This window comes from Candidatus Villigracilis proximus (assembly GCF_016717045.1).
GTDB classification, from domain to species: domain Bacteria; phylum Chloroflexota; class Anaerolineae; order Anaerolineales; family Villigracilaceae; genus Villigracilis; species Villigracilis proximus.
In genome coordinates, this window is record NZ_JADJUO010000010.1 from 120656 (window position 1) to 146797 (window position 26142).

A 26142-nucleotide genomic window follows, 5' to 3' on the forward strand; every position below is an offset into this window, starting at 1 on the left:
TTAATAAACAAAGATTAGGGCCATGCACCCATCGCGGGGTCGCCATCAGTCAACTCGATGGTGTTGTTCTTGACTTCACCCGTGTAATAATAGGGATCGCCTTTTCCATCAAAGATAATAATACGTGACTTGCCAACCGGGGGCAATGTAACGAAATATCTCTGGTTGATGTATTGACCATTTTTCTTAATAAAAAAAATATTGATCCAGCGGATCGGATTCCGTCCGCCATGTGGGTCGGCAGTCCATCAATGCTTAGTTTTTCAATTTCATAATCACCATCATCGACAATTTCGATTGTCAAATCTGATTCAGATTTATTATCCTTCTCGATCTTATATTTTTTTCGATTACCTTTGTCCTGTTTCACCTTGTCTTTTACAACGGTCTTCTTTTGCATGGCTCTATCTCCTCTTGATGGGAATACACTGAAAAAACTATCTCTTGAAAGGCGGAAATCCAAAATTTGGATTTCGCTTAAAGTCCATTATATAGTCTGCGGCCAGATTCGGATAACCTGACCGGCATTTCAGATTTAAAAATACAGTCGTTCGATTATGGATTTAAGGGTTGAAACATAAATTATCGTATGCCAGCCGGCAAGATGAATATAAAAAAGAGACAGCAGTTGGAATACAGGCATAACCTAACCTGCTCCGTAGAGATTGTAGACAATATCCATCAGGTTTTCTTTGCAATACATTAACAGGTACAAAGGATATCCTTCAAGGTTCTATTTCAAGTTAATTTATTAACGAACTTGAAATAGACTCCCACAACCTCCCCATTCCTCCAGTTGACCGAATCACCCTGACAGCCTTATAACTACTAGACTAAAAACCATCCAACAAAAGGACCACCCCATGCACAGAGCCATGTTCACATCAATGCGTCAGGGCGACGAAAAGCCCAAGGTCACAAGAGAACTTTTATTGCGCGTGCTCACATACGCAAAACCATACTGGTGGCATATTGCTGGCATGTTATTAACCATCCTCGCCAGTTCAGCGCTGAGCGTGTTCACACCGTTGATCTTTCGTCAACTGATCGACACGATTCTACCCAACAAGGATGTCAACAAACTGGTGATGTTCGCGCTGGCTTTATTGCTTGTGCCATTATTGAACGGCGGCATCAGCGTAATTCAACGCAAACTAAATGTGACCGTCGGCGAAGGTGTGATCTACGATCTGCGCGTGGCGCTCTTTGTCCGCCTGCAGCGCATGAGTCTGCGCTTCTTCACCAACACCAAAGTTGGCGAATTGATGAGCCGGCTCAACAACGATGTCGTTGGCGCGCAGAATGCAATCAGCAACACCATTGTCGGAATCGCCACCAACCTGATCGAAGCTGCGGCAATCCTGATCGTCATGCTTTCGCTTGAATGGAGATTAACCCTTGGCAGCGTACTCGTTCTGCCCTTATTCATTTTGATCGCCCGCAGACTCGGAGAACGTTTGCGAGTCATTGCCCGTGAAGCCATGGATCTCAACGCACAGATGAACGCGCACATGAATGAAACACTCAACATCGGCGGTGCATTGCTCGTCAAATTATTCGGGCGCAGTAACGACGAAGGAGAACGCTTCCGTCAACGGGCGGCAGGTGTACGCGACATGGGCATTCAACGCGCAGTGATCGGCTCCTCATTTTTTGTCATGATCGGTCTGGTCAGCACAGTCGGCACAGCGCTCGTCTATGGGTATGGCGGCTGGCTCGTCATCGAAGACAAATTCACCATCGGCACCATCGTCGCATTCGGTTCATATCTCGGCACATTATACGGCGCACTGCAAGGCCTGGCCGGCGCACCCGTTGAATTCAGCACCAGCATGGTTTCCTTTGAACGCGTCTTCGAGATCATTGATCTGCCGCATGACATCGAAGAAAAAAAAGACGCGCTTATTCTCAAAGATGTCAAAGGTGAACTCGCCTTTGAAAATATCAGCTTCAAATATTCGATCAACGAAAACATCATGCTCAGCGAAGTCAAACGCTATGGCAGCATGGCAAATGTCACAGCGGTCATGTCAGGTGGAAAGAAGACCACAGACGATGGACCGCAGACCATGCCAAAGGGAAAGAATGGTCAATCGTCCATGGTCAATCATCAGGATGAAAGACCCGCATCTGACTCACCCGAGGCTGCTCAAACATCCCAGGCACGTGAAGTCGCTTTGGAAGGAATCTCCTTTAAAGCCGCCCCCGGACAGTTAATCGCACTCGTCGGCCCTTCCGGCGCCGGCAAAACCACGCTGACGTATCTCATCCCGCGTTTGTATGATCCCACCAGCGGAATCATCCGCATTGACGGTCACGATCTGCGCGATGTGACTCTCGATTCGCTGGCCGCCTCGATCGGCATGGTGACACAGGAAACACATCTCTTCCACGATACGATCCGCACCAATTTAACCTACGCAAAAATGGATGCCACCCAAGCCGAGATCGAATCTGCTGCGCGCGCAGCCAACATCCACGAGTTTGTGATGGGCCTGCCTGATGGATACGATACCACCGTCGGCGAACGCGGCTATCGCTTAAGCGGCGGCGAAAAACAACGCGTAGCGCTGGCGCGTGTGATCCTAAAGAACCCGAGAATTTTGGTTTTAGATGAAGCCACCAGTTCACTCGACAGCGAATCAGAAGCGCTAATTCAAGATGCGCTAAAACGAGTCATGGCGGGCCGTACTTCAATCGTCATTGCGCATCGTCTAAGCACCATCCTCGCCGCCGATCTAATTCTGGTCATGGATCGCGGAAGGATCGTCGAACAAGGTACACATGATGAGCTGCTTGCGACAGGCGGATTATATAGCCAGCTATATGAAACGCAGTTTCGAGGAGAAAAGGTTTAAAACAAAGAGACTGTAAGTCAGGCAGCATCGCACTTAAACGTGAAGACTTTCAATAAGCGCAAAACCATCCGCCAATCTACGCTAATTTGCATGGATTGGCGGACCACACTTAAGTGTAATCCTACCGTAAGTCAGACACTGAATTTTTTCTTTTCCATATTTCCCCCGCCTTTCATGCTCTAAATCCAAAAACAATGGAACTTGAAAAGGCACGCTGGACTCTGTATACTTTATTTGTCGTTCCAGAAAAATAGTTTTCAAAAGGAGAATATCATGAACGAGGCTGCACCAGAACCCAAACGATTCCCTGAACCAACATCGAAAATTACCAACTCGATCTGGATTATTGTGATTAGTTCTTTCGCTGCCGTGATGGTCTTTGCGGCTCTTGGTTTAATTGTGTCCATGTTTTTACCTCCCGCCGCAGGCGGAACCAGCGGACAACTTATTCTGACAGTGTTCACCACTGTGGTTGGCTTTATGGCCGGGTTGTTTACTCCCAGCCCTGTCGAAAAGTAAAATTTAATAAAAATACAAAAGCGGGTTAAGTCCTATAAATTTTATTCGGTACGATTCTGGCGGGATCTATCAGGTTTTAATAAAGCTTTAAACTTCGTATCTATCCGGGGAAGACACAAGCGGAGATCTCAAACCATAAAGTAAAATCCTTGAAATCGAATCATCAAATTCAAAAGGATAAAACCATGAAAACCGCACTGATCTTCTTCTTCGCCGTCCTCAGTGAAGTGACAGCTACCACTGCCCTGAAATTTTCGGAGGGATTCACAAAACTGACGCCCAGCTTGATCGTTGTCGTTGGATACGGACTGTCGTTCTATTTACTTGCGCTTAGTTTAAAAATTATTCCGTTGGGCACTGCATACGCGCTTTGGTCAGGCATTGGCATTGTGTTAACGGTGATCGTTGGCGCGGTTCTCTGGCACGAACAAATGGACTGGGCACGCATCATTGGCATTGCGCTCATCATCGGCGGAATTCTGGTAATCAATTTATTTTCAAAAGTCACAACTCAGTAAGCAGAATGACCACTGCCGCAAAGGACAGTTTTTATCGGGCGCTTGTTTTTCATAATGGGTTCGTGCTACTATACATAATAGACTTTATTTGTAATTAGGAAAAACACCCGAAGGTTGCCAGCTGACAGCGAAAGCACTCGGGATAAACCTCACCGCACTGATGAGCTTGTATGTTATTTCGGATAAGGCCTAATGTAAATCTTTCCCATCAAATCATTCAGGAGCCGATATGATTAAACTGCTGATGTCCTCACGCACAATGCTGATCGCCTTGATGGCTGTTTCGCTTTCCTGTAACTTTATCACCGGCGCGGGCGGGGGCAAAGAACCAACAGCGCAGCCAATCTTTGAGGTGACAGATCAGCCGCCGGCGGAGTCTGATGCGCGTGTCCTTCGTCAATGGGCCGACCCAGCAGTCGCCAGTTCCGAATATGGACCGGAATCATGGAGCGCAAAACAGGCAACAGGCGCGCCCAATGTAAATGAATGTGGAGATAACAGTATGGCCTGGGCATCTGAATCGAGTACTTCAGTTGAAGAGTGGATCGAACTGACTTATGCAATTCCGGTTGTGCCCACGGAGATCACGATTTACCAGAGTTTCAATCCTTCGCAAGTGGTTGAGGTGGATGTGATCACAACGGAAGGCGTGAGTTATCCCATTTGGATCGGCGCTCCCAAACTCGTTGATGGCTGCCCCTATTTATTAACCCTGCCGGTTGACCTGACGGAAAAGATCGTTGTTCAAAAAGTACGTGTGTATATTGACCAAAGTATGCTGGATGTGAGCTGGAATGAAATCGATGCCGTTGAATTGACCGGCAGCCCATCAAGATAATCGCATGTGGAATTTTTTTGATCTGCTGATCTCCGAATTCAGGCGCGAAAAATTAAAGAACAATTTATTTTTCAAATTGGGAATGGGCATGCATCCCTGTTGTTTCTTCTTTTGCTGTGCAGGGGTGCATTCTTTTATTATTACCCGCCACTTAACGCATGTTTAGGATGAATACAAAGACCTCCGAATATAAAATTCGGAGGTCTTTAATAAAACTTTATTTTTCGGGAGCCACTGGAGGGGGCGGAGTCTCTTTGGGCTTGTTGCTGTTTTTCTTGATCTCTTTTTGACGATCTTTTTCAGCCTTTTTCTTTTTCTTTTCCAATTCTTTTTTGCGCTTTTCGTATTGATAGTTCACTGCTGGCATTGGTTTATCCTTCTGGAAATATAATTTCCTAATCAATGGGGGGAAAGTTCACGAAAGTATGTTTATCATTATAGCACCCATATAGACGGATAAATCGCAGACCCCTGCACCACCCGAACTTTCTCAAAATGAACACTTTTTAACGCGAATGATTCAAATTGGCGAATAAAGCCTTGAAATTTTGCAGAATTCACGTTCCAAATATTCCCAAAAAATCATCACCGCACAATCGGGTCGGGTTCGACGCAGCCGCCAGCGGGGCCGTCACAGTGGAGCGTGGTGAACACCTCGGCCTGGATCAGCCAATCACCATTTTGTGCGCGCTGCCATTTGGCAGAATATACACCCGCCGCATTGACCATTCCATTCTCTGCGCTGTACCTGCCTGTCCAGTCTCCAAGTTCTTCAGCCAGTCCCCACGACTCGTTGACTCGAATCTCGCGCGGCTTGCGGAGATAGACCACAGACGCATCGTTTTCAAAGACCTCAGCCCAGCGCCGCGGTTCTTCCTCCGCCCCGTGAAACTGGTCGCTGCGCCCTGTGACAATATGATACGCTGGAGCAAGAAAAGCCCCGATCGATTTGGCATCATGATTTGCAATGGCCTTGTTAAAAGATTCGCGTCTGGAGCGGATCGCGAATGAAGATTCACCTTCCGTCATCTCATTGCTTCCTGTTTTTGACATTTCCCGCAGCCTTTTTTGTTTTCACTGGAGTTGGAAGTTCCTCGGCGGTGATCCTGATCAATTCACTCAACCATTCATGGTCTTCCAATTTCTCACCCGAGATCAAAAAATTGGGTTTCGCGCCGCGATAAGGCGGCTCTTCCACAACATCCACAATGAAAGCCCTGCCGCGAACTGTCGGCTTGACGAAGAGCTTATCATCGCAAACCGATGCGACCATTTTTCCGCCGCAATAGATTCCATATTCACCAAACATCTTTTTATACACGACCTCCCCCGCGCCAGACATTTGGTCGACAACAAAAATCACAGTATTTTGGTTTGATGACATTTTTTCTCCCATCATTATCAAGTAGAAATATAGCGTGCTTCACCGCTTACCGCTACACGCTCACCCGTTTTTGAACTATATTGCACCAACAACCGGGAAGGCATGCCCATATCTTCTCCCTGCAAGATCGTAAAAGACTTGGCGCCCTGCCAATTAATATCACGCAAATATCCCGCGAGCGCCGCGGCAGCGGCACCTGTTGCCGGGTCTTCGTAGACTCCGCCGGAGGCAAATGCATTGCGTGAATGAAATAATGTTTGAGATTCACACCATAGAATATTGATCGTCACTATATCTGCCTTGGCCATCAATGACTTCACAACTTCAAATGGATAGCTCATCTCTGAAAGTGTTTTGTGATCCTTCACTGTCAGAATCAGATGCTTCGCCCCGGCGAAGGCAAAACGAACGGGAAAATCAGGATTGAGGCTGCCTCTTTCCAAATGGAAAGCCGCGAGAACTTTATCCACATATTCCCCTGGCGCATCAACAGACCACGTCTCAGGGGATTGAAGTGTTGCTGTGAAATTTCCATCCGCAGATTTTTCAGCGCTGACACTGATCTCGCCCTGATTCAAATAGAGCGTGTAAGTTCCCGCACCGAAGTGTTCCCCCAAAGCTGCGCCACTGGCAATGGTGGCGTGACCGCAAAATGGGACTTCCCTCTCCGGCGCAAAATAACGGACGCGCCAACCTTCGGCCTGTTTCACCAAAAATGCTGTTTCAGAATATCCAACTTCCGCAGCAATTTTTAACATTTCCTCCGCTGACGGCATCGTGTCACTAAACACTACACCCGCAGGGTTTCCGCCTTTTCCTTGATATGAGAATGCAGCTATTTTTAATATATCCATAATAAGTCTCCAGGAACGATCAACCTGATAAAAATCAATGATCCCAGGGAAACGCCGGGCCGCCCCCCCCCCCCCGCCCCGGCCGGGGCCGGGCCCCCCCGGGGCCGCCGCCCCCGCCCCCCCCCCCGGGGGCGGGGCCGGCCCCCCCGGGCCGCCCCGGCCCCCCGGGGCGCCCCCCCCGGCCCCCCCCCCCCCGGGGGCCCCCCCCCCCCCCCCCGCCGGGGGGGGCCCGGGCCCCCCGCCCCCCCCCCCCCCCCCGCCCCGGAGCCCCCCCCCCCGCCCCCCCCCCCCCCCCCCCGGCCCCCCCCCCCCCCCCCCCGCCCCCGCCCCCGGGCGCCCGGCCCGGGGGGCCCCCCCCCCCCCCCCCCCCCCCCCCCCCCGCCCCCCGGGGGGGCCCGGGGCCGGCCCGCCCCCCCCCCCCCCCGGCCCGCCCCGCCCCCCCCCGGGGGCCCGCCGGCCCGGGGCCCCCCCCCCCGGGGGGGGGGGCGGGGCCCCCGGGGGGGGGGGGGGGCGCGCCGCGGGGCCGGCCCCCCCCCGGCCCGGGGTTCCCCCGGGGCCGGCGCCGCCCCCCGGGCCCCCCCCCCCCCCCCCCCCCCCCCCCGGGGGGGGGGCGCCCCCCCCCCCCCCCCCGGGCCCCGCCGGGGCCCCCCCCCCCCCCGCGGCGGCCGGGGGGCGCCGCCCCCCCCCCCCCCCGGGGCCCGGGCCGGCCCCCCGGCGGCCGCCCCCCCCCCCCGCCCGCCCCCGGGCCCCGCGCCCCCGGGCCCCCGGGGCCCCGGGGCCCCCCCCCGGGCGGGGGGCCCCGGCGGCCCCCCCCCCCCCCCCCCGTTCCGCGCCCCCCCGGGTCCCGCCCCCCCCTCGCCCCGCCCGCCCGGCCCCCCCGGGGGCCCGCCCGCCCGCCCGCCCCCCCGGCCCCCCCCCCCTTCCCGGCCCCCCCGGCGGCGGGCCGCCCGGGGGGCCCCCCCGCCGCGCGGCCCCCCCCCCCGGTCCGGCGGCGGGGCCCGGGCCCCCTTCCCCCGGGGCGGGGGGGCGCCCCCCCCGCCCCCCCCCCCGGGTCCCCCGCCCCCCCCCCCCCGGCCCCCCCCCCGCCCGCGGTCCCCCGGCGGGGGCGCGCCCTTATAGGCAATTTCCTTCTAAAATCAACAGGCCGCATCCTCACGGATACGGCCTGCATTCTGCTTTTTATGTTTAGAGATTACTTTAAACTTCCCGTCACCATTGCAAGTTTCACTTCGCCAATGGCCTTGGTGATCTTAATATCACGCGGACAAGCCTCGGTGCAGTTGTAGGCTGTGTGACATCGCACCGTACCATCCGTCTCGCTCAAAATGTGCAGGCGTTCGGAAGCGCCTTCGTCACGGCTATCGAAAATAAAACGATGAGCTGTGACAATTGCAGCCGGGCCATAATACTCACCATTCGCCCAATACGACGGGCAGGACGTGGTACAAGCCGCGCACAAAATGCACTTGGTTGATTCATCGAAGCGCGCGCGATCTTCAGGGCTTTGCAAGCGTTCGCGCCCATCGGCTGGCAGCGGACTTTCATTGATCAAATACGGAAGCATCTTCTTATAGTTATCGAAGAACGGATCCATGTCCACGATCAGATCTTTTTGAACCTTCAAACCAAGCACAGGTTCAACGGTGATGTTCGCGCCCACATCGCGCACCAAAGTTTTGCAAGCCAGATGATTACGGCCATTGATACGCATCGCATCCGAACCGCAGACGCCATGTGCGCAAGAACGGCGGAACGCCAGCGAACCATCGGTTTTGCCTTTTACCAATTCAAGCACATCCAACACGCGATCATTTTCATCGCCTTCCACCACATAAGTTTCGTAATGGCCGCGCGTATCTTTCTCAGGATCGTAACGGAAGATTTTGATTGTAATTTCCATGTTCGCCTCTATTAATAAACTCGCGCCTTGGGTTGATGTTTGGTAATGACCACAGGCTTGTAGTCAATTTCCAACTTACCATTCTTGTTCCACACTAACGTATGCTTGAGCCAGTTCTTATCATCACGGTCGGGGAAATCTTCGCGTGAATGTCCACCGCGACTCTCTTTACGATTCAACGCGCTCAACGCCACCACTTCCGCAATATCAAGCAGGTTACCGAATTCCCATGCATTTAATAATTCAGTATTGAAAACTTTACCGGTGTCGCTCACTGTCACATCTTTGAAGCGCTTCTTTAACTCACGTACCTTTTCCAAAGCGTTCTGCATATCTTTTTCATTTCGATAAATGCCGACATCTGCGAACATGACCTTTTTCATCTCGTTGGACAAGTCGAACACGTTTTCTTTTCCTGACCCGTTTCGCAGCGCATCAAATTCGGACCGGGCAGCTGATTCAGCGTTCTCTGGCAGTTTCTCAAATCCAGCAGTCTTCGCGTATTCCGCAGCTTTGAGTCCTGCATGCTTGCCGAAGACCACCAGGTCGAGCAATGAATTTGTGCCGAGACGATTCGCGCCATGCACAGACACACATGCACATTCACCCGCCGCGAACAGACCGGGGAAAGCGGTGCCTTTATCGTCAATGACAACTTCGCCGTATTTGTTAGTGGGGATACCGCCCATTGCATAATGCGCAGTCGGCTGGATCGGCATCATCTGCGTCACAGGGTCAACGCCGAGATAGACACGACAGAAATCCACAATGTCAGGGATCTTCGTCAGAACCGTGTCACCAGTGATCAGCAAGGGAGAGCCGTCTGGATTGGTGCGTCCATCTTCTGCGGCAAATTTATTAACCGTCTCAGGACGAATATCCAAATAGACAAAATTCTTACCGCCAATGCCGCGGCCTTCTTTGATTTCAGTATAGATCGCGCGGGAAACCACATCGCGTGAAGCGAGGTCTTTCACGGTCGGCGCGTACTTGGGCATAAAGCGTTCGCCCTTGTCGTTGATCAGCACCGCGCCTTCACCGCGCGCGCCTTCGGTGATGAGAATCCCAAGTTTATAAATGCCCGTGGGATGGAATTGGAAGAATTCCATATCCTCAAGCGGAATGCCATGACGCAAAAGAATCGCCGGGCCATCACCCGTGTATGCATACGCATTGGATGTGACTTCAAAGATACGGCCATATCCGCCGGTGGCGAAGATAACAGCCTTCGCGTGAATGGTGTGCAGCTCGCCCGTGGACAACTCCACAGCAACAACACCCGCAGCCTTGCCATTGACCATGATGAAATCAAGCACTTGATATTCATCAAAGAAATTAACCTTGTTCTTCAAGCACTGCTGATACAAAGTTTGCAGGATCATGTGACCGGTGCGGTCCGCGGCGTGCGCGGCTCTTCTAACAGGCTTGCCAGTTTCATTGTTGGTGTGCCCGCCAAACGGTCGCTGTGAGATGCGGCCTTCGGGTGTGCGGTCAAATGGAAGTCCCATATGTTCCAGTTCCAGCACCGCGTTGATCGCTTCATTCGTCATGAACTCGATCGCATCCTGATCGCCCAAATAATCAGACCCTTTGACAGTGTCATACATGTGCCATTCAGGTTTGTCTTCTTCGTAATTGCCCAACGCGGCAGAGATACCGCCCTGCGCCGCACCCGTGTGCGAGCGTGTGGGATACATCTTGCTGATCACCGCGGTCTTCGCCGTTTTGGATGCGTACAGACCGGCCATGAGTCCGGCGCCGCCGCCGCCGACAACCACCACATCAAATTGATGAACTTTTGCCATGAATTATTCCTTTTCAACAATGGACAATTGACCGTGGACGATATCGTCCATTGTCTATCGTCCACGGTCAGAGATTATGCAGTCCAGATAATATACAACCCGATCGGCGCGACGATGAAGAAGCCGAGCATGTTAAGAATACGAATCCATTGCCGTTCTGAGGCTTTGGCAAAGTAATCATCCAAAACAACGATCACGCCATGCACACCATGTGACGAAGCGGTTAGGAACATTGCACTGGCAACCGATCGCCAGAACATGGAAGCCCACGGAGCAATGTCTGCAACATTTGTATATTGCACATGGCCGGGGTTGGTGACCAGCGCCCAGCGTAAAACTTCGATGAAGCTCATCTGGTTTAACGCACCCATTACAAGCGCGCCCACCACACCAACGAGAATAAAGAAGTACATTCCAAGTGCGGTCAGACGGGTAAAGGCCCACATGAAGGTTTCAAAACTCATGCCCCGTTTTGAAAGAGGAAGGGTTCGTGATTTTGACTGAGCCATCAAAGCCTCCCGATTGCGGTGGTAATGATGGTGACCACGGCAAAGCTGTAAAGCACGATAAAGATGATCCACTCGATCATGATCGCCTTGCGGTGATGCAGGATCAAACTCGGGAACAGATCCAGGATCGTGATGCGCATGCCATTAATGGCGTGGAAGAGCACGCAAAAGATCATGAATATCTGAAAAAACGGACTGATATAAATGTCACCAATGATATCGCCAATTTTCCAGCCCCTTCCCTCCACGAATGTAGCGAGAATATGTACTGTAATGAAAATAGCCATCCCCATCCCGCCAATGCGATGCAGAATAAAGGTCAAAAACGGACCTTGTCCTTTGTATCGCAGAGCCGTCATCAGGCTTACGTCCCTTTTCAAGCCCATTGAAATCTCCTCGGTGAAATATTTTTTATTGTAACTTCAAGCACAAGGCACTATTTTACCCTTGTAGCAGTTGAATCGCCAGTTTTTTATTTTTTGTATGATTTGATAATACAAAGAAATAAATTTATAGACGAAAAGCGAACTCTCAAAATCAGCCGGGGAGTTCACTTTTAATTTACTTGACAAACAGAGCAAACCACCTTATTATACCAACAAGATAATTAACCAAACAGTAAAATAAGGAAGACATATATGCTGTATGAAGACGATAGACTAAGCCAGACTTTTGCCGCACTCGCAAACCCAACGCGGCGCGCAATTTTAGCTCGATTAACGCAAGGGCAAGCAACTGTTAACCAACTCGCAGAGCCATTTAAGATGAGTTTGCCTGCCATTTCCAAACATATCAAAGTGTTGGAGAATGCAGGATTGATCACACAGGGGCAAAAGGCGCAGTATCGTCCCTGTACCCTTGATGCAAAACCTTTGGAAGAAATATCCAGGTGGACAGAGCAATATCGCTCCATCTGGGAAGCAAGTTTTGATCGCATGGACAACTATATCAACCAACTCAATAACAAGGAGAAGTAAACAATGAATGACAACGCGGTTTCTAAAGATTCAGTTGTAATTGAACGTATTTTTGAGGCAGGCATAGATCTCATCTGGAAATTATGGACTCAACCAGAACATTTCAAAAATTGGTACGGACCAAAGGGAGCTACCATCCCTGTTGCCGAAATGGATTTCCGCGTTGGCGGCAAACGTCTGATCTGTATGGAAATGCGCGGCATGAAAATGTGGACAACAGGGAAGTACACAACAATTTCCCCAAATACACATCTTGCCTACACAGAAAGCATGGCTGATGAAAATGGCAATCTGATTTCGCCATCTGCCATGGGAATGCCCGATGGATATCCTGAGACAACTGAAGTTACCGTGTTATTGGAAGACCTAAATGGACAAACAAAAATGACTATGACTCACGCTGGTATGCCCGCAGGCTCAGGTGCAGACGGTGGTTGGAATCAAGCCTTCGACAAGTTGGTAGAGCACATTAAAACAGTTCGATAAAAAAATAGTTGGTAGAAGAAACAAAATGAACGCCGTACAGCGTTCATTTTTATTTAAATTTCAAGCTATCTATTTCACCGTTCTCGGCGGTGGGGCAAATTCTTCGATCGCCTTGACCACATCGGCTAAAGGCATGACCTTCGCAACCGATGATTTCTTTTTGCCAAATCCAATGCTATCCAAAACCAGCGAGCGCTTAAGCAATTGGATCGCGAACGCAGGGTCCACGCCTTTGGGGCAGGCCTGCGAGCACGCGCCCGCCAGATGACATTGATACGGTCCGTGGAAAATATCGATGGCTTCGAGGCGTTCCTTCATGCCACAGTCACGGTTATCGGCAGTGTAGCGATAGGCCTGAGCCAGCGCCTGAGGTCCAAGGAAGAGCGGATCCGTCGCAACGGTCGGGCAGGCCGCGAGGCACAATCCGCATTTGATGCAATGAGTAAATTGACTAAATTCTTCACGCTGATCAGGAGTCTGTAAAAACTCGCCAGTTGGTTCGTCAATTTCAATTTGATCGAGATAAATAATATAAGGTTTAATCGCCGCGTGTTTTTCGATCAACGGCGCGAGATCAGGCACAAGGTCTTTGACATTGTCGTAATTTGGAAGCGGCGCGATCGAAACCACATCCGTTCCCAAATGCAAAACCTGAGTCTGGCAGGCCAATTGCGGAAGATCATTGATGAACATACCACACGAACCGCAGACTCCCATGCGGCAGGAGGATCGCCACGACAGAGTCGGTTCCTGTTCTGCTTTGAGCTGATGCAGCGCTTCAAGTACGGTCATTCCATCGTGAACATTCAAACGGTATTCGCTCCAATGCGGAGCAGAATCCACATCAGGGTTAAAACGGCGGACACAGAAGGTGATCTCTCTCGGGGTTGTTGTCTTGTCGGTCATAAAGTTATCCTCCGATCTTAAAACTAAACGTCCACCAGGTGACGTAGGTGCCGAGTGCAAAGATGAACAGGCCAAATCCAATAACCGAAATATCCACGATCTTGCCGAGTGCAGGTGTAAGCGGCAGCTCGCGGATAATGCCGCGCAGTCCATACAAACCGTGATACAAACCCGCCGCAAGCAATAAAATGTAAAGGACAAGTTGAGCCACGCTGCGTCCGCGCTCGATCATTGTTTCAAAGTTTCGCGCCTCTTCCACACTCACACCATAAAAGACAGGCGCATAGTGCATAACTGCAAAGTGTGCGCCCAGCAATACAATGATGATCGGAATCACCAACAAATGCCATGACCATAAACGTGTTTCGCGCATAAGAACTCCTTATAGGAAACAGGTGATTAGGGAGTAGGTCTTAGGGAACTCCTAACTCCTAATTACCTAATATCTAATTACCTAAATTACGGGAAGAACAGACTCGAACCGCCGAGGATGATGATCAACCCGGCCAGCGTCATAATGATATAAGTCAACGGGCGGTGTCGTTTGATGGCAGATGAATAGGGGTAAACCGGTTCCTTGGGTTTGCCAAGAAAGAATCCCAACTCTGTCATCAACAGGCGTACGCCATTCAATGCGTGGAAAACAGCCGCAGCAAAAAGCAGATATTCAATGATCTTGAAAGGCCATGATGCGAAGAGCGCCATCAACCCTTCCCAGGCTTCCACACCGCGCATACGATTGGCAGTTTCAACAATGTGCAGAACCATATACGCGATCAAGCCCAGACCCGTCAGACGATGCGCCAAATATAAATATCGCTCGAACGTATATTTCCCGGCATAGACCCAGCCTTTGATGCCAAGGCGATTGTTGTAAGCTGTTGGTTTTTGATTCATAGTTCTTCCTTTCGTGTTACGACCGCCGACTATGGACCGTAGACCGCGAAGACAAGGGTCGGTCGTTCACGATCTATGGTCGTTCTAATACTTCCTCTCCACAGGCTTCCACATGGAAATATCAACGGGGGAATAATCGAGTTCTGGTCCTTCAGGTGTAAAGGTTGCCATCGTGTGCTTCAACCAATTTTCATCGTCACGCACCTGATAATCACGGCGCGCATGTCCGCCGCGTGACTCTGTGCGGGTCAAAGCGCCAAGAGTCGCAACTTCAGCCACATCAAGCATAAAGCCTGTTTCAATTGCGCGTTCCATATCTGTGTTGTAACGCAGACTCTTATCTTTCAGAGAAATGTGCTTATATCTTTCCTTCAACTCGCGGATCTTGGTCAGCCCGGCCTGCATTTGTTCGCCGGTGCGGAAGACGCCCATGTTGACATCCAGCGTATGACGCAATTCAGCGCGGATCTGATAATGGTCTTCGGTACCCATGGATTTGATCAACGCTTCAATTCTGGACCATTCGGCCTGAGCGGCCTTAACCGGCGACTCTGCCGCTGTAGCATTTGCAGCATACTTGGCAGCCTCTTCACCAGCCACACGTCCCCAAACGAGACATTCAGCCGTGGAGTTTGCGCCGAGTCGGTTTGCGCCATGCAAAGATACACAGGCAACTTCGCCCGCCGCCCAAATATTTTCAATCGGAGTATGTCCCTTAATGTCTGTATGTACGCCGCCCATGGTGTAATGCGCCACAGCGCGGATCGGGATCGGTTTTTCGATCGGGTCGAGACCAATGTGTTTAATGGTCACTTCACGAATGAGTGGAAGCCGCTCAAGGATCTTTTCTCTGCCAAGGTGGCGCAGATCCAAATGGAGATAATCCAGGCCATTCGGTCCGGGGAAGCCGCGGCCTGCTTCGATCTCGGTCATCTCTGAGCGGGAGACCATGTCACGCGGCGCGAGTTCCAATTTGCTCGGAGCATAATTCCCCATGAAGCGTTCGCCCTTGTTATTGAGCAAATACCCGCCTTCACCGCGGCAGGCTTCGGTCATTAAAATTCCGCTGGGAATTAATCCCGTTGGATGGAATTGGATGAATTCCATATCCTTGAGTGCCAGCCCTGCGCGATACGCCATCGAAAGGCCATCACCGGTGACTGTTTCTGAATAGGTGGTGAAACCAAAGATCTGACCCGCGCCGCCTGTGGCAATGATCAAGGCCTTACCGCGGATCAAAACATAACGGCCGTTGATCATATCGATCATGGTCAGGCCGGCAAATCTTCCGTTCTCAATAATGATCGAAGTAACGAAACCTTCGTCATAGCGATTGATCTTCTTTGTGTGCTTCATCAAGGTGTCGTACAAAGTTTGCATCTCGAGGAAGCCGGTTTTATCAGAGGCGAAAACAGCCCGGGGATAGGTGTGCCCGCCAAACGGTCGCTGTGCGATGTGCCCGTCTTCTGTCCGCGACCAGGGAATGCCCCAGTGGTCGAGATGCAAAATTTCCTTGGGCGAATCATGCACAAAGAAATCCACTACATTCTGGTCAGCCAAAAAGTCGGAGCCTTTGACCGTATCCCAGGCGTGGAGTTCAAAACTATCGCCCATATCCTGACGCATGACAGCGGCTGTGCCGCCCTCTGCCGCCACGGAATGCGCACGCATTAGTTGTAACTTGGAAACCAAAGCGATGTCTAATTCCCCTTTGCTTTGTTGTGAGGCCTCAAGCGCTGCGCGTAAACCTGCCAGGCCGGTACCCAAAATGATCAGATCGTGGTTATAAACTTCCATTGGCCGTTATTCTCCTTGCAGAATAAGGTGAATCCATCAATTTGAGATTTATTGTAGTCTTTATCGCCTTTTAAGTTAGTGATGATTGTCATGGTTTGCACGGAACGTAGTCACGCAACAGCCGAAGAATCAAAAAATCGGGACACAATGTCCCGATTTTTTGACAGCCATCTAAAACACGAATTTACGCCACCAATAGAATCACAAGCCCGATCAAAGCCGGCAATGCTTGAATATAAAATATCTTTTTCCCCACTGTGAACGCGCCGAAAATACCGGCAATAATCACACAACTTAAAAAGAATATTTTCACCGCGTCACCGGCGAAAATTCCCCAAACCAAACCAGCCGAGAGGAATCCGTTATACAGTCCCTGATTGGCCGCCAGTGTTTTGGACTGTGCCGCGAACTCCGCAGTAGTGCGGAAGGATTTGCGTCCGGCAGGTTTCTCCCACAGAAACATTTCAAGGATGAGAAAGTAAGCATGTAAAAGCGCCACGATACCTGTAATAACATTTACAACGATATTCATTTTTTTGCTCCTTATAAATAAAGATTCACGTCCTCCCGAAAAACGTCGGGACAGTGTGAGCTACGCCGCACAAAGTGCGCGCGGCGTAGCCGAAGGACAATTTCACGATGATACTTCACAAAAAATAAAAGTTGGGACCAAATTGGTCCCAACTTTTTAATTCAAACTAAGAGCAAAGTCCAGCTTACATGTGACTGATGATCGCGTCACCAAACTCGGAGCATTTGATCTCTTTCGCGCCGTCCATCAAACGGGCGAAATCATAAGTGACTGTCTTGGCCGCGACTGCGCCTTCCATGCCTTTCACGATCAGATCAGCAGCTTCGCCCCAACCCATATAACGCAGCATCATCTCTCCCGAAAGAATGACCGAGCCGGGATTAACTTTATCAAGGTCGGCATATTTCGGTGCGGTACCATGAGTCGCTTCGAAAATGGCGTGACCAGTTACATAGTTAATGTTCGCGCCCGGGGCCATGCCAATTCCACCGACCTGCGCAGCCAAAGCATCTGAGAGATAATCGCCATTAAGATTCAAGGTGGCGATCACATCGTAATCCTTCGGACGAATCAGGGTGAATTGCAAACTTACATCTGCAATCGAATCTTTGATCAAAAGCATCTTCTTCCATTTACCGTCGCCGTGGGTATCCCATAATTTCAAAGCTTCTTCCACTTCACCTTTGATATCACCCTGTTGGGCGGGACTCATCATATCGAAGCCGGGATCAATGGCCTTGGCATTTTCTTCCACGGTCAAGCCGGGTTTGGATTCTTTATTGCCGAGGATCCATGTTTCGCGTTCGGTAACAACGTCATTGCGGAATTCACGTTTGGCAAGCGCATAACCCCAATCTTTGAATGCACCTTCGGTGAATTTCATGATGTTGCCTTTATGCACAAAGTTCACGCTCTTGCGTTTGTTCAGCAGCGACCATTGAATGGCCGCGCGCACGAGGCGTTCAGTCCCTTCCACAGAAACAGGCTTAATGCCAATGCCCGCAGTTTCAGGGAAACGCATCTTGGCATATTCCTTCGGAAAGGCTTCCTTGAAAATTTGCATGAATTTCTTGTTATCTTCCGTTCCGTAGGCAAACTCAATACCGGTATAAATATCTTCAGTGTTCTCGCGGAAGATGACCATATCCACATGTTCGGGATGTTTCACGGGTGAAGGCACACCCTGATACCAACGCACCGGGCGCAGACAAACATACAAGTCGAGCAATTTGCGCAGCGCAACATTTAAGGAACGAATGCCGCCGCCGATCGGTGTGGTGAGCGGACCTTTGATGCCCACCAAAAATTCCTTGAAGGCTTCCACGGTTTCATCAGGCAGCCAGCTCTGGAACATTTTAAAAGGCTTCTCGCCCGCGTACACTTCCATCCAATGAATTTTGCGTGTGCCGCCATACGCCTTCTCGATCGCCGCGTCAAACACACGCACCGAAGCGCGCCATATATCACGTCCTGTACCGTCGCCTTCCACATAGGGAATGATCGGGTTATTGGGAACGTTCAGTTTGCCATCTTTGATCGTAATCTTCGCCCCATCTACGGGTACTGTAACATTTGTATATGCCATGCTGTCCCTCTCTCTTTTTTTATATCCACCTACCCAAGGAGAGACCATGTCTGCAAACACAAAACCCGCCATCATCGGCTTCCTGCCCGATGACACACCTCCGCTCGGCGCAATGTTAAGCCTCGGCTTTCAACAATTCCTGACGATGTTCCCCGCCACAGTACTGGTTGCCATTCTGACCAAGTTTGATGTGGGCATCACCCTGCTTGCTTCAGGGCTTGGCACGATCATTGCACTGTTGGTTTCCAAACGCAAGATTCCCATGTATTACGGCTCATCCTTCTCCTACATCGCAGTCATCATCACGGTGATGAGCCGCTTCGCTCCCGCCTGTTTCAATGATCCAACCCAGGTCTACTGCCCAGAAGGCGTGCAGATCGTACAGGTCGGCATCATCCTGACCGCCGTCTTTGAGATCGGCATCGGTTTTCTCATCATGCGCATCGGCAAAGCCGCACTGGATAAAGTACTGCCGCCAATTGTGACAGGTTCCATGGCGATGGTGATCGGTGTGGCGCTGGCAGGCGCGGCGCTGAATAATGCCGGCGGAATGTCCATTGGCATCGGCGCAGACATCGCCTGGAAATTCTGGACGGTGGCCTTCATCACCTTAATTGCCACGATCTTGTTCTCCGTTTATCTACAAGGCAAAGGCCTGATCGGGATGCTGCCAATTTTGCTCGGCGCGGTCTTTGGCTATCTGGTTGCCATTCCATTTGGATTGGTACATTTTGAAAATGTAGTCGCGGCTCCCTGGTTCGCCGCCCCGCATTGGACCTTCCCCGCCTTCAATGATCCGAATGCGTGGGGCATGGCATTAAGCATCGCGCTGATCTTCATTGCCACAGTACCTGAATCCACGGCGCATCTTTATCAAATGAGCTTATATATTGATGAGCTCGCCGCCGAAATGGGACGCAAACCCTATAACATCAAAGAATTGATCGGCCTCAACCTCGTCGCAGACGGCGCGGACGATGTCATTGTCGGGTTGCTGGGCGGTTCGGCGGGCACAAACTACGGCGAGAACAACTCACTCATGGCGATCACGCGCAATTATTCCACCGCCGTCTTAATGGTCGCGGGCGGAATGGCGATCGTCTTCGGTTTTTTGCCAAACTCGTGGCGCTGGTCAACACGCTGCCGGTTGCCGTGCAAGGCGGATTGGGCATCTACTTATTTGCATCATCGGCATGCAGGGTGTGGCGCTCATTCAATCTGAAAAGGTTAATCTGTTCGATCCGAAACAACTCGCGGTCGGCGCCATTATTTTGATCTGCGGCATCGGCGGAAATCTGGCCTTGCCAAGCGGAGTATTTCCGTTCAATGTGCCGTATTTATTTCCAAATGGCATTCCGGCCATTGTCTTCGCCGCCATCCTCGGCATCTTCGTCAACTTGATCTTCCTGATCTTCAAAACCCCAGCCGTACGCGGCGATAAGGCTTAAGAAGTAGATAAGTAAACAGGTACACAAGGGTTTTTATTTCCTGTGTGCCTGTTTACATGCCCCATTTTCCTGTATACTTTTCCTATGATTAAACTCCCTGGATTAATTGACCCGCACGTCCATTTGCGCGAACCTGGCGCCACGCACAAGGAAGATTACGACTCCGGCACATCTGCTGCATTGGCAGGCGGAATTACAATTGTGCTGGCGATGCCCAATACCAAGCCACCCATCTTTGATGCTGAGACGCTTGATCTGGCGCTGAATGCTGCGCAACAAAAAGCGCACTGTGACTATGGACAGTTCGTGGGCGCCGGCCCGGATAATGCCGATTGGCAAAACAATGCATCAACCTCGTCACGTTCGGCGGGATTGAAAATGTATCTCGATTCCACTTTTGGTGAACTGCGCCTCGATGATATGACCCTCTGGCAGCCACATTTCCAAAACTGGCCGAAGAATTTTCCCATCGTAGCGCATAGTGAAAGCAGAACCATGGCCGCCGCCATCCTGTTCGCGGCCATTTATGACCGTCCTGTGCATATCGCGCACATTTCATTAAAAGAAGAAGTGCTTTTGATCAAAGCCGCCAAGGAACGCGGCATCAAAGTGACTTGTGAAGTTTGCCCGCATCATTTATTTATGACTAATGATCCCTTGTCCTCCCCCAATCTTGGGGGAGGGTTGGGTGGGGGTAGAAAAGAAGTCCGCCCGCGGCTGGCAACTCAAAGCGATGTGGATGCCCTCTGGGAAAACATGGATGTGATCGATTGTTTCGCCACTGACCACGCGCCGCACACTGTGGAAGAAAAAGATTCAGACAATCCACCGCCCGGCTTCCCCGGCTTGGAAACCATCCTTCCTCTCTTACTAACCGCCGTTGACCATCGCCGTTTGACCTGGACTGATGTAATTCAAAAAATGTACACGAACCCGAAGAAAATTTTCAACCTGCCAGATCAGCCTGAAACCTGGGTAGAAGTGGACGAGAACGCAACTTATGAGATCAAAGCATCTGAACAATTCACACGCTGCGGTTGGACTCCGTTTGAAGGTTGGAAGGTGAAGGGCAAAGTGCGCAAAGTGGTCTTGCGTGGACAAATTGCCTTCGAAGATGGCAAAATCCTCGCTCCGGCTGGCTATGGCAGAAATATTCGGGCATAATCTGCATTCTACTATCCGAAATATCCCATCCGAGTGCCCATATTTGGGGGGTCTTGTTTAGACAACATATTCCCACAGCCCGCCAAACTGTGGATAACTCACTCAAAACTGTGGAGAACTGCCCCTGCCTGTGGACAATAAGCCTATTTGTTCGAATTTAGGATGGACAACTCAAAAAGAGGCACCCCCATATATGGGGGGTAGTTTTGGAAAAAGCCAAAATATAGAAAACTCTCATAAACTGTGGAAAACCGTTCAAGTCTGTGGATAAGTTATCCAGTAACTATCCACAGATAAAAATTTTCAGAAAACAGAGTCAAGCGTCAGATAGGGGGTGAAGCGGAGAAGAGTCACCCACAGGTGGGGATGAATCGATTCTATCCACACTATCCACAGGGCCTACTACTATTACGATTCCATATAAATATTTATATTTACTTGAATCTGTTAAGTCTATCCTGTACAATTCAGTAAGTAAGTCCGTTCCCTTCTTAGCCAACCTTGGGAGGTTGCCATGGATATGATCAAAGTTTCAGCCAACTCCCGTACCTCTGCAGTCGCCGGGGCCATCGCGGGAGTCGTCCGCGAACATAAACGGGCGGAGGTGCAAGCCATCGGTGCAGGCGCTGTCAATCAGGCCTTGAAAGCATTGGTACTTGCCACCGGATATCTCAAACTCGATGGGATCAATGTTGTTTGCATCCCTGAGTTTGTAGATGTAGAGATCGAAGATAAGGTTCGTACTGCCATTAAGATGGTGATCGAACCGCGTTAGATTCAAACATCGGAAGTCTTTTACCTCCCGCTTCTTTTGCGGATCCTAAAGAAGACTTCCGATGTCTCTATTTATAGACAAGCGAACGCAGGGTGGCGTATAATCTTCGCTGTGGATTTTTCGCCTCGCGCTTAACCTTTAGCTGGCTGCGCGCCTCAGGCAGATTCCACCCCTTATCATTTTCCTATGCAAAACTGGAAGAGATTCCCACGCATTATTTTATTCCTCACCCTGTTGATCAGTCTGCTGGCGGGTCTTTCCGCGCCGACTCTTGAGAATCAGTCCGCGAGCGCTGCGCCGCTGGGAGCTGCTGCGTTGGATATAATTATTAGTGAAGTGGCGTGGGGCGGAACGGCGACAAACTCGGTAGATGAGTGGATTGAGTTATACAACACAACAGGGTCAGATATAAATTTCTCAGGGCAGGCTGGACCTTAGCATCCAATGATTTATCCCCAAATATCACTTTAACAGGAATCATCCCAGCAAATGGATATTACCTACTTGAAGCAGATGACGACACTACAATTTCAGATATACCCGCAGATCAAATATATTCAGGTTCTTTGAATAACTCTGGGGAAACCTTAACTTTAAAAGATAATTTTTCAACTACTATAGACACTGCCAATAATGATAGTGGAGCCTGGAATGCAGGCACTGGCTCTCCAACTTATTTAAGCATGGAAAGAGTTTGGGTTGTCTTGTGTTGTCGCCAGATGGCCCCAGCGCTTGGACTAATAGTTCATCTCCGGATAATGGACTTGATGCAAATAATAACCCAATCAATGGCACCCCCCATAATTCAAAAATAGACCTTTCCTTATCCATGACTGTTGATAATCCTACACCAAGTGTTGGATCAAATATTACATTTACACTCACTGTAACAAATCATGGAATCTATAATGCAACAAATGTCTCAATAAAAAATGACTTTCTTACCAACAAACTTAACTTATATTTCAGATACTGGCCTTGGAACATACTCAACGGAACGGAGAATCTGGACAATCGGCAGATCTGGCCCGGCATGCCATTAATGTAATGAGGCACAAGTAACTGCATCTGGAGTAATAACAAATCAGGCGAAATCGTTGGACTGTTGATCAATTCGATCCCTGACTCAACTCCTGCTAACAGTATCACAACTGAAGATGATGATGCACTACAAAAGCAACTCCTCCTGTTGCAACAACCTATTAAATATTACTAACACGGTGAACAACTTAAATCCAAATGTAGGCTCAAATGTTGTATTCACCATTACCGTCAGCAATCCATCAACAAGTCTTTCCTCGGCATCAAATGTGGTCGTTGACGCCTTGTTGCCAGCAGGATTAACATACGTTTCATATTTCAGCACTTTGGGAACATATAACGGCAGTTCAGGGCTTTGGACAATCGGGAACCTTGTAACCAATTCGCAAGTGCCACATTAAACATCACGGCAAAAGTGGACATCGAGCAATCCCCTTCATATTCGGCAACCGTATCTTCCAATGAATTTGGTAATAGTACAGCCACTGTAACGATCAATGCCCCGCTTCCCGGTGAAGCCGACTTAACCCTGACGCATGAACCAATTGTCATCAGCTCAAGTATTGCAGATCAGGTAAGTCTAAAAATAAAACTTGAAAATGCCGGGCCAGATAAAGCAACCAATGTGCAAGTCCACGATTTACTGCCCGCAGGGTTGACCTTTGTCTCTTCCAGTAGTGTTGTCGGAACCTATAACAGCTCCACCGGTATTTGGGCAATCAGTGAACTCGGCATTGGAGCAGATACTATCTTAACCATCAACGTCAAAGTGGACGAAGACGGCACATCCACAGAAAACTTTGCAGAAGTCTGGCTCTCTGATCAATATGATCCAAATTCCATCCCAGGAAACGGCGAGACCAGCGAACTTGACGATGCCAGCCTTGAAGTCCCCATCGCCGATTTACGTCTGACAGAGACGGTGGATATTGCCGGGTCAAACGCAGTCTTTACGATCAGAGTCAGCAATTCCGGCCCGGACGATGCAAGCGGTGTAAAAGTAAAAACAGCACTGCCATCATTAACCTCAGCCTATACATTTGTTTCATCAGGACAAACACAGGGAACTTATGTAAGCGGCGCGAGTGAAGGCATCTGGGATGTTGGAAATTTGGCAGACGGCGCCAGCGCAACCTTAACCATCACCACAACCACCGTCTCAAGCTCGCTTTTGGTCAACTGGGTCGAAGTCTCCGCATCCAACCAGGTAGACCCCGACTCCGTCCCGACAAATAATTCGCGTACAGAAGATGATGATGCCAGCGCCCCATCCGCCGACTTGTTTGTCACCCAGTCTGTAAACATTGTCAACCCGGATGTAAATGACAATGTGATCTTCTCAATAAAAGTACAAAACGCGGGAATTGCCGCCACAACCAACGTGCAAGTGAAAGACTTGTTACCTTCAGGGTTAACCTACGTGTCCTATACCAGCACGGCAGGAACCTATTCAAGCAGCACAGGCATTTGGACCGCAGGCAATCTGATCAATGGCGCAAGCCAGACCTTGAACATCACCGCAAAAGTAACCGCCAATGGAGTCAAAACGAATTGGGCCGAAGTATGGAAATCCGACGAAGCCGACCCTGATTCCACACCGGGCAACAGCTCCACTACCGAAGATGATGACGCCAGCGCATCGATCATCTCAGACCGTTCGATTATTATCAACGAAGTTGCCTGGGCGGGCACAGCCGCCAGCCCGGCTGATGAATGGATCGAACTATATAACCCAAGCAACGCTTCGATCAGCATTGCCGACTGGACTTTGAAATCAGCATCCGGTTCCATCTACATCACTTTATCCGGTACGATCAAAGCCGGTGAATACTTTCTGCTGGAGCGCGACAATAATTTCACCGTCTCAGATGTCGCCGCAGACCAGGTCTACACCGGGGCACTTTCAGATGACGGCGAAATTCTGATCCTGAGTGACGGCATTGGCGCTTCTGCAAATGTCATCGACACCGCAAATAATGAAAACGGCGGCACCTGGCCCAAAGGCAGCAGCGCTTCACCCTTTGGATCCATGGAACGACAGGGAACCACCCTCGACGCCGACAAGACCTGGGTCACCAATATCGGCAATCCAAAAAATGGACTGGACGCAAACAGTGGTCTGATCTACGGAACGCCCAGAAAAGTTAATTCCAATGGCACGGCAGTGGCTGCCACCAGTACCGCACCTGCACCCACAGCCATCCCCCCTGTTGGCCGTCCCATCATCAACGAATTCCTCGCCCGCCCCGGCTTCGACTGGAATCAAGACGGCAAAATAGATGTCTTCGACGAATACATTGAGATCAAAAACATCGGCGCAGTGGATATCAGTATCAGCGGCTGGACTTTGGACGACGAAGCCAGCGTCGGCTCCAACCCATTCACCCTGCCCGATGTCACCTTGAAACCTGGCCAGCGCGTTGTTTTCTACGGACTGCAAACCAACATCCTGCTCAGTGACGGCGGCGACACAGTCCGCTTGATCAACCCCGGCGGCAAGATATTTGATGCCTATACCTACAAGATCGCCAAAGTTGAAGATCAAACCGTTTGCCGTTTGCCTGATGGCAATGGCTCATGGTACGAAGATTGCGTCCCCACACCCGGGCTGACCAACACCCGTGAAGGCACAGTCCCAGTCATGCCCGGCGGCGGAAGTTTTGAATCCCCCATCTGCGAATTGCCCGATACCCTGCCCGCTGATTTTATCTTCGCCGAATGCCGCGGCTACGGCGCCAACATCTGGCAAACTTTTTATTGGGACAAGACCGGCTGGCAGGGCGATCAACGCGTCCCCGTCAACGCAGGGAAATGGGAATCATTTGTTGAGTAAAATAAAGACCCTAAAGGTTTAAAAACCTTTAGGGTCTAATCTAAATATGAATAGGATACTGAATGGAAACCTTCTTCTCTTTTCTTGAAAGACGAGTCGACGACTCATCCTCCCTGCTCTGTGTTGGACTTGATCCGCACATCCCCGACCTCAAAGAACCCACAGCCGCATCTGCCCTCGACTTCTGCCTGACTCTGGTCAAGCAGACAGCTCCCTACGCTGCGGCATTCAAACCCAACGCCGCCTTCTTTGAAGTCTTCGGCGCCGAAGGCTGGGTCGTGTTAAAACAGGTTATCGAAGCCATTCACGAAGAGTCGAGTCGACTCGGCTCCATGATCCCCATCATCCTTGATGCCAAACGCGGCGACATCGCATCCACCGCCAATGCCTATGCTCAATCTGCTTTTGAAAATTTGGGCGTGAACTGCATCACCCTCAACCCCTACCTCGGCCACGACTCCATAGAACCATTTATCGGCAACCCTGAAAAGGGGTTTTCCTTTTATGCAAAACCTC

29 protein-coding genes and 1 pseudogene are annotated in these 26142 nt (G+C 50.6%); 15 read left to right on the forward strand and 15 right to left on the reverse strand.

Annotated elements, in window-relative coordinates:
* Nucleotides 1-49: 49 nt before the first annotated feature.
* Nucleotides 50-400 carry a hypothetical protein gene (locus IPL71_RS12530; protein WP_345322056.1) on the reverse strand — a complete coding sequence of 117 codons (351 nt, stop codon included), beginning with the start codon at nucleotides 398-400 and terminating at the stop codon, nucleotides 50-52.
* Nucleotides 401-875: 475 nt separating this feature from the next.
* Here IPL71_RS12530 and IPL71_RS12535 point away from each other — a divergent pair, with 475 nt between their 5' ends.
* The 4 genes from IPL71_RS12535 (at nucleotide 876) to IPL71_RS12550 (ending at nucleotide 4733) form a co-directional block, all read left to right on the forward strand.
* Nucleotides 876-2858, forward strand: a complete 1983-nt coding sequence (locus IPL71_RS12535; protein ID WP_345322058.1) for an ABC transporter ATP-binding protein — start codon at nucleotides 876-878, stop codon at nucleotides 2856-2858.
* 273 nt (nucleotides 2859-3131) lie between these two features.
* Complete coding sequence (locus IPL71_RS12540) at nucleotides 3132-3377, forward strand: hypothetical protein (RefSeq protein WP_345322060.1); 246 nt, start codon at nucleotides 3132-3134, stop codon at nucleotides 3375-3377.
* Nucleotides 3378-3562: 185 nt separating this feature from the next.
* Nucleotides 3563-3895, forward strand: a complete 333-nt coding sequence (locus IPL71_RS12545) for a DMT family transporter (protein WP_345322061.1) — start codon at nucleotides 3563-3565, stop codon at nucleotides 3893-3895.
* Nucleotides 3896-4124: 229 nt separating this feature from the next.
* Nucleotides 4125-4733, forward strand: coding sequence for a hypothetical protein (locus IPL71_RS12550; RefSeq protein ID WP_345322063.1), 609 nt, complete (start codon nucleotides 4125-4127; stop codon nucleotides 4731-4733).
* A 217-nt stretch (nucleotides 4734-4950) separates the two neighbouring features.
* On the opposite strand, the gene IPL71_RS12555 is transcribed toward IPL71_RS12550, so the two are convergent.
* The 8 genes from IPL71_RS12555 to IPL71_RS12590 form a co-directional block, all read right to left on the reverse strand.
* Nucleotides 4951-5100: a hypothetical protein gene (locus tag IPL71_RS12555; protein WP_345322065.1), complete on the reverse strand. Its 150-nt coding sequence runs from the start codon at nucleotides 5098-5100 to the stop codon at nucleotides 4951-4953.
* 218 nt (nucleotides 5101-5318) lie between these two features.
* Nucleotides 5319-5786, reverse strand: coding sequence for a YybH family protein (locus tag IPL71_RS12560; protein ID WP_345322067.1), 468 nt, complete (start codon nucleotides 5784-5786; stop codon nucleotides 5319-5321).
* A complete protein-coding gene (locus tag IPL71_RS12565; protein WP_345322069.1) occupies nucleotides 5764-6117 on the reverse strand; it encodes a TfoX/Sxy family protein in 354 nt (117 codons plus the stop codon). The genes IPL71_RS12560 and IPL71_RS12565 overlap by 23 nt, the downstream gene beginning before the upstream one ends.
* A 17-nt stretch (nucleotides 6118-6134) precedes the next feature.
* The gene (locus IPL71_RS12570) at nucleotides 6135-6971 is read right to left on the reverse strand and encodes a PhzF family protein (RefSeq protein ID WP_345322071.1); all 837 of its coding nucleotides are present in this window, start codon (nucleotides 6969-6971) and stop codon (nucleotides 6135-6137) included.
* A gap of 1192 nt (nucleotides 6972-8163) precedes the next feature.
* Nucleotides 8164-8871 carry a succinate dehydrogenase iron-sulfur subunit gene (locus IPL71_RS12575; RefSeq protein WP_345322073.1) on the reverse strand — a complete coding sequence of 236 codons (708 nt, stop codon included), beginning with the start codon at nucleotides 8869-8871 and terminating at the stop codon, nucleotides 8164-8166.
* Between the two features lie 11 nt (nucleotides 8872-8882).
* Nucleotides 8883-10676, reverse strand: coding sequence for an FAD-dependent oxidoreductase (locus IPL71_RS12580; RefSeq protein ID WP_345322075.1), 1794 nt, complete (start codon nucleotides 10674-10676; stop codon nucleotides 8883-8885).
* Nucleotides 10677-10750: 74 nt separating this feature from the next.
* Complete coding sequence (locus tag IPL71_RS12585) at nucleotides 10751-11185, reverse strand: hypothetical protein (protein ID WP_345322077.1); 435 nt, start codon at nucleotides 11183-11185, stop codon at nucleotides 10751-10753.
* Complete coding sequence (locus tag IPL71_RS12590) at nucleotides 11185-11571, reverse strand: succinate dehydrogenase/fumarate reductase transmembrane subunit (RefSeq protein ID WP_345322079.1); 387 nt, start codon at nucleotides 11569-11571, stop codon at nucleotides 11185-11187. The genes IPL71_RS12585 and IPL71_RS12590 overlap by 1 nt, the downstream gene beginning before the upstream one ends.
* Nucleotides 11572-11823: 252 nt before the next feature.
* On the opposite strand from IPL71_RS12590, the gene IPL71_RS12595 reads away from it, so the two are divergent.
* Both IPL71_RS12595 and IPL71_RS12600 read left to right on the forward strand, forming a co-directional pair.
* Nucleotides 11824-12162: an ArsR/SmtB family transcription factor gene (locus IPL71_RS12595; protein WP_345322080.1), complete on the forward strand. Its 339-nt coding sequence runs from the start codon at nucleotides 11824-11826 to the stop codon at nucleotides 12160-12162.
* A 3-nt stretch (nucleotides 12163-12165) separates the two neighbouring features.
* Nucleotides 12166-12648: an SRPBCC family protein gene (locus IPL71_RS12600; protein WP_345322082.1), complete on the forward strand. Its 483-nt coding sequence runs from the start codon at nucleotides 12166-12168 to the stop codon at nucleotides 12646-12648.
* Between the two features lie 69 nt (nucleotides 12649-12717).
* Here IPL71_RS12600 and IPL71_RS12605 read toward each other — a convergent pair whose 3' ends face one another.
* The 6 genes from IPL71_RS12605 to icd all read right to left on the reverse strand — a co-directional run bounded on the left by IPL71_RS12605 (nucleotide 12718) and on the right by icd (nucleotide 18365).
* Nucleotides 12718-13554: a succinate dehydrogenase/fumarate reductase iron-sulfur subunit gene (locus IPL71_RS12605; RefSeq protein WP_345322083.1), complete on the reverse strand. Its 837-nt coding sequence runs from the start codon at nucleotides 13552-13554 to the stop codon at nucleotides 12718-12720.
* A gap of 4 nt (nucleotides 13555-13558) precedes the next feature.
* Nucleotides 13559-13927 carry a succinate dehydrogenase/fumarate reductase transmembrane subunit gene (locus tag IPL71_RS12610; protein WP_345322084.1) on the reverse strand — a complete coding sequence of 123 codons (369 nt, stop codon included), beginning with the start codon at nucleotides 13925-13927 and terminating at the stop codon, nucleotides 13559-13561.
* Between the two features lie 86 nt (nucleotides 13928-14013).
* Nucleotides 14014-14451 (reverse strand): succinate dehydrogenase, cytochrome b556 subunit, encoded by a 438-nt coding sequence (gene sdhC, locus IPL71_RS12615; protein WP_345322085.1) that lies wholly within the window; start codon nucleotides 14449-14451, stop codon nucleotides 14014-14016.
* A gap of 84 nt (nucleotides 14452-14535) precedes the next feature.
* Nucleotides 14536-16248: a succinate dehydrogenase/fumarate reductase flavoprotein subunit gene (locus IPL71_RS12620; protein ID WP_345322086.1), complete on the reverse strand. Its 1713-nt coding sequence runs from the start codon at nucleotides 16246-16248 to the stop codon at nucleotides 14536-14538.
* Nucleotides 16249-16432: 184 nt separating this feature from the next.
* Nucleotides 16433-16780 carry a DUF1304 domain-containing protein gene (locus IPL71_RS12625; RefSeq protein WP_345322087.1) on the reverse strand — a complete coding sequence of 116 codons (348 nt, stop codon included), beginning with the start codon at nucleotides 16778-16780 and terminating at the stop codon, nucleotides 16433-16435.
* A gap of 184 nt (nucleotides 16781-16964) precedes the next feature.
* Entirely contained in the window at nucleotides 16965-18365 is a 1401-nt protein-coding gene (icd, locus tag IPL71_RS12630) for an NADP-dependent isocitrate dehydrogenase (protein ID WP_345322089.1), read from the reverse strand.
* A 46-nt stretch (nucleotides 18366-18411) separates the two neighbouring features.
* Between icd and IPL71_RS12635 the strand changes: the two genes are divergently transcribed.
* From IPL71_RS12635 to pyrF, 9 genes and pseudogenes are all read left to right on the forward strand, one after another.
* A complete protein-coding gene (locus IPL71_RS12635; RefSeq protein ID WP_345322090.1) occupies nucleotides 18412-19587 on the forward strand; it encodes a uracil-xanthine permease family protein in 1176 nt (391 codons plus the stop codon).
* A complete protein-coding gene (locus IPL71_RS12640) occupies nucleotides 19568-19813 on the forward strand; it encodes a hypothetical protein (protein ID WP_345322092.1) in 246 nt (81 codons plus the stop codon). The genes IPL71_RS12635 and IPL71_RS12640 overlap by 20 nt, the downstream gene beginning before the upstream one ends.
* 84 nt (nucleotides 19814-19897) lie before the next feature.
* Nucleotides 19898-20977: an amidohydrolase family protein gene (locus tag IPL71_RS12645; RefSeq protein ID WP_345322094.1), complete on the forward strand. Its 1080-nt coding sequence runs from the start codon at nucleotides 19898-19900 to the stop codon at nucleotides 20975-20977.
* Between the two features lie 514 nt (nucleotides 20978-21491).
* Entirely contained in the window at nucleotides 21492-21752 is a 261-nt protein-coding gene (locus IPL71_RS12650; RefSeq protein ID WP_345322096.1) for a stage V sporulation protein S, read from the forward strand.
* Between the two features lie 186 nt (nucleotides 21753-21938).
* Nucleotides 21939-22190 carry a lamin tail domain-containing protein gene (locus IPL71_RS12655; protein ID WP_345322097.1) on the forward strand — a complete coding sequence of 84 codons (252 nt, stop codon included), beginning with the start codon at nucleotides 21939-21941 and terminating at the stop codon, nucleotides 22188-22190.
* 268 nt (nucleotides 22191-22458) lie between these two features.
* Nucleotides 22459-22800 (forward strand): hypothetical protein, encoded by a 342-nt coding sequence (locus IPL71_RS25945; protein WP_514130782.1) that lies wholly within the window; start codon nucleotides 22459-22461, stop codon nucleotides 22798-22800.
* A gap of 115 nt (nucleotides 22801-22915) precedes the next feature.
* Nucleotides 22916-23194 carry a DUF11 domain-containing protein gene (locus IPL71_RS25950; RefSeq protein WP_514130778.1) on the forward strand — a complete coding sequence of 93 codons (279 nt, stop codon included), beginning with the start codon at nucleotides 22916-22918 and terminating at the stop codon, nucleotides 23192-23194.
* Between the two features lie 14 nt (nucleotides 23195-23208).
* A complete protein-coding gene (locus tag IPL71_RS12660) occupies nucleotides 23209-25626 on the forward strand; it encodes a lamin tail domain-containing protein (protein WP_345322099.1) in 2418 nt (805 codons plus the stop codon).
* Nucleotides 25627-25688: 62 nt separating this feature from the next.
* A pseudogene (gene pyrF / locus IPL71_RS12665) lies at nucleotides 25689-26102 on the forward strand (orotidine-5'-phosphate decarboxylase); the annotation flags it as partial.
* Nucleotides 26103-26142: the final 40 nt, after the last annotated feature.

Bases quoted from the DNA above. Each gene is read 5' to 3' on its own strand.
- IPL71_RS12530 (WP_345322056.1), bottom strand. From the start codon at position 400: ATGCAAAAGAAGACCGTTGTAAAAGACAAGGTGAAACAGGACAAAGGT.
- IPL71_RS12535 (WP_345322058.1), top strand. From the start codon at position 876: ATGTTCACATCAATGCGTCAGGGCGACGAAAAGCCCAAGGTCACAAGA.
- IPL71_RS12540 (WP_345322060.1), top strand. From the start codon at position 3,132: ATGAACGAGGCTGCACCAGAACCCAAACGATTCCCTGAACCAACATCG.
- IPL71_RS12545 (WP_345322061.1), top strand. From the start codon at position 3,563: ATGAAAACCGCACTGATCTTCTTCTTCGCCGTCCTCAGTGAAGTGACA.
- IPL71_RS12550 (WP_345322063.1), top strand. From the start codon at position 4,125: ATGATTAAACTGCTGATGTCCTCACGCACAATGCTGATCGCCTTGATG.
- IPL71_RS12555 (WP_345322065.1), bottom strand. From the start codon at position 5,100: ATGCCAGCAGTGAACTATCAATACGAAAAGCGCAAAAAAGAATTGGAA.
- IPL71_RS12560 (WP_345322067.1), bottom strand. From the start codon at position 5,786: ATGTCAAAAACAGGAAGCAATGAGATGACGGAAGGTGAATCTTCATTC.
- IPL71_RS12565 (WP_345322069.1), bottom strand. From the start codon at position 6,117: ATGTCATCAAACCAAAATACTGTGATTTTTGTTGTCGACCAAATGTCT.
- IPL71_RS12570 (WP_345322071.1), bottom strand. From the start codon at position 6,971: ATGGATATATTAAAAATAGCTGCATTCTCATATCAAGGAAAAGGCGGA.
- IPL71_RS12575 (WP_345322073.1), bottom strand. From the start codon at position 8,871: ATGGAAATTACAATCAAAATCTTCCGTTACGATCCTGAGAAAGATACG.
- IPL71_RS12580 (WP_345322075.1), bottom strand. From the start codon at position 10,676: ATGGCAAAAGTTCATCAATTTGATGTGGTGGTTGTCGGCGGCGGCGGC.
- IPL71_RS12585 (WP_345322077.1), bottom strand. From the start codon at position 11,185: ATGGCTCAGTCAAAATCACGAACCCTTCCTCTTTCAAAACGGGGCATG.
- IPL71_RS12590 (WP_345322079.1), bottom strand. From the start codon at position 11,571: ATGGGCTTGAAAAGGGACGTAAGCCTGATGACGGCTCTGCGATACAAA.
- IPL71_RS12595 (WP_345322080.1), top strand. From the start codon at position 11,824: ATGCTGTATGAAGACGATAGACTAAGCCAGACTTTTGCCGCACTCGCA.
- IPL71_RS12600 (WP_345322082.1), top strand. From the start codon at position 12,166: ATGAATGACAACGCGGTTTCTAAAGATTCAGTTGTAATTGAACGTATT.
- IPL71_RS12605 (WP_345322083.1), bottom strand. From the start codon at position 13,554: ATGACCGACAAGACAACAACCCCGAGAGAGATCACCTTCTGTGTCCGC.
- IPL71_RS12610 (WP_345322084.1), bottom strand. From the start codon at position 13,927: ATGCGCGAAACACGTTTATGGTCATGGCATTTGTTGGTGATTCCGATC.
- sdhC (WP_345322085.1), bottom strand. From the start codon at position 14,451: ATGAATCAAAAACCAACAGCTTACAACAATCGCCTTGGCATCAAAGGC.
- IPL71_RS12620 (WP_345322086.1), bottom strand. From the start codon at position 16,248: ATGGAAGTTTATAACCACGATCTGATCATTTTGGGTACCGGCCTGGCA.
- IPL71_RS12625 (WP_345322087.1), bottom strand. From the start codon at position 16,780: ATGAATATCGTTGTAAATGTTATTACAGGTATCGTGGCGCTTTTACAT.
- icd (WP_345322089.1), bottom strand. From the start codon at position 18,365: ATGGCATATACAAATGTTACAGTACCCGTAGATGGGGCGAAGATTACG.
- IPL71_RS12635 (WP_345322090.1), top strand. From the start codon at position 18,412: ATGTCTGCAAACACAAAACCCGCCATCATCGGCTTCCTGCCCGATGAC.
- IPL71_RS12645 (WP_345322094.1), top strand. From the start codon at position 19,898: ATGATTAAACTCCCTGGATTAATTGACCCGCACGTCCATTTGCGCGAA.
- IPL71_RS12650 (WP_345322096.1), top strand. From the start codon at position 21,492: ATGGATATGATCAAAGTTTCAGCCAACTCCCGTACCTCTGCAGTCGCC.
- IPL71_RS12655 (WP_345322097.1), top strand. From the start codon at position 21,939: ATGCAAAACTGGAAGAGATTCCCACGCATTATTTTATTCCTCACCCTG.
- IPL71_RS25950 (WP_514130778.1), top strand. From the start codon at position 22,916: ATGCACTACAAAAGCAACTCCTCCTGTTGCAACAACCTATTAAATATT.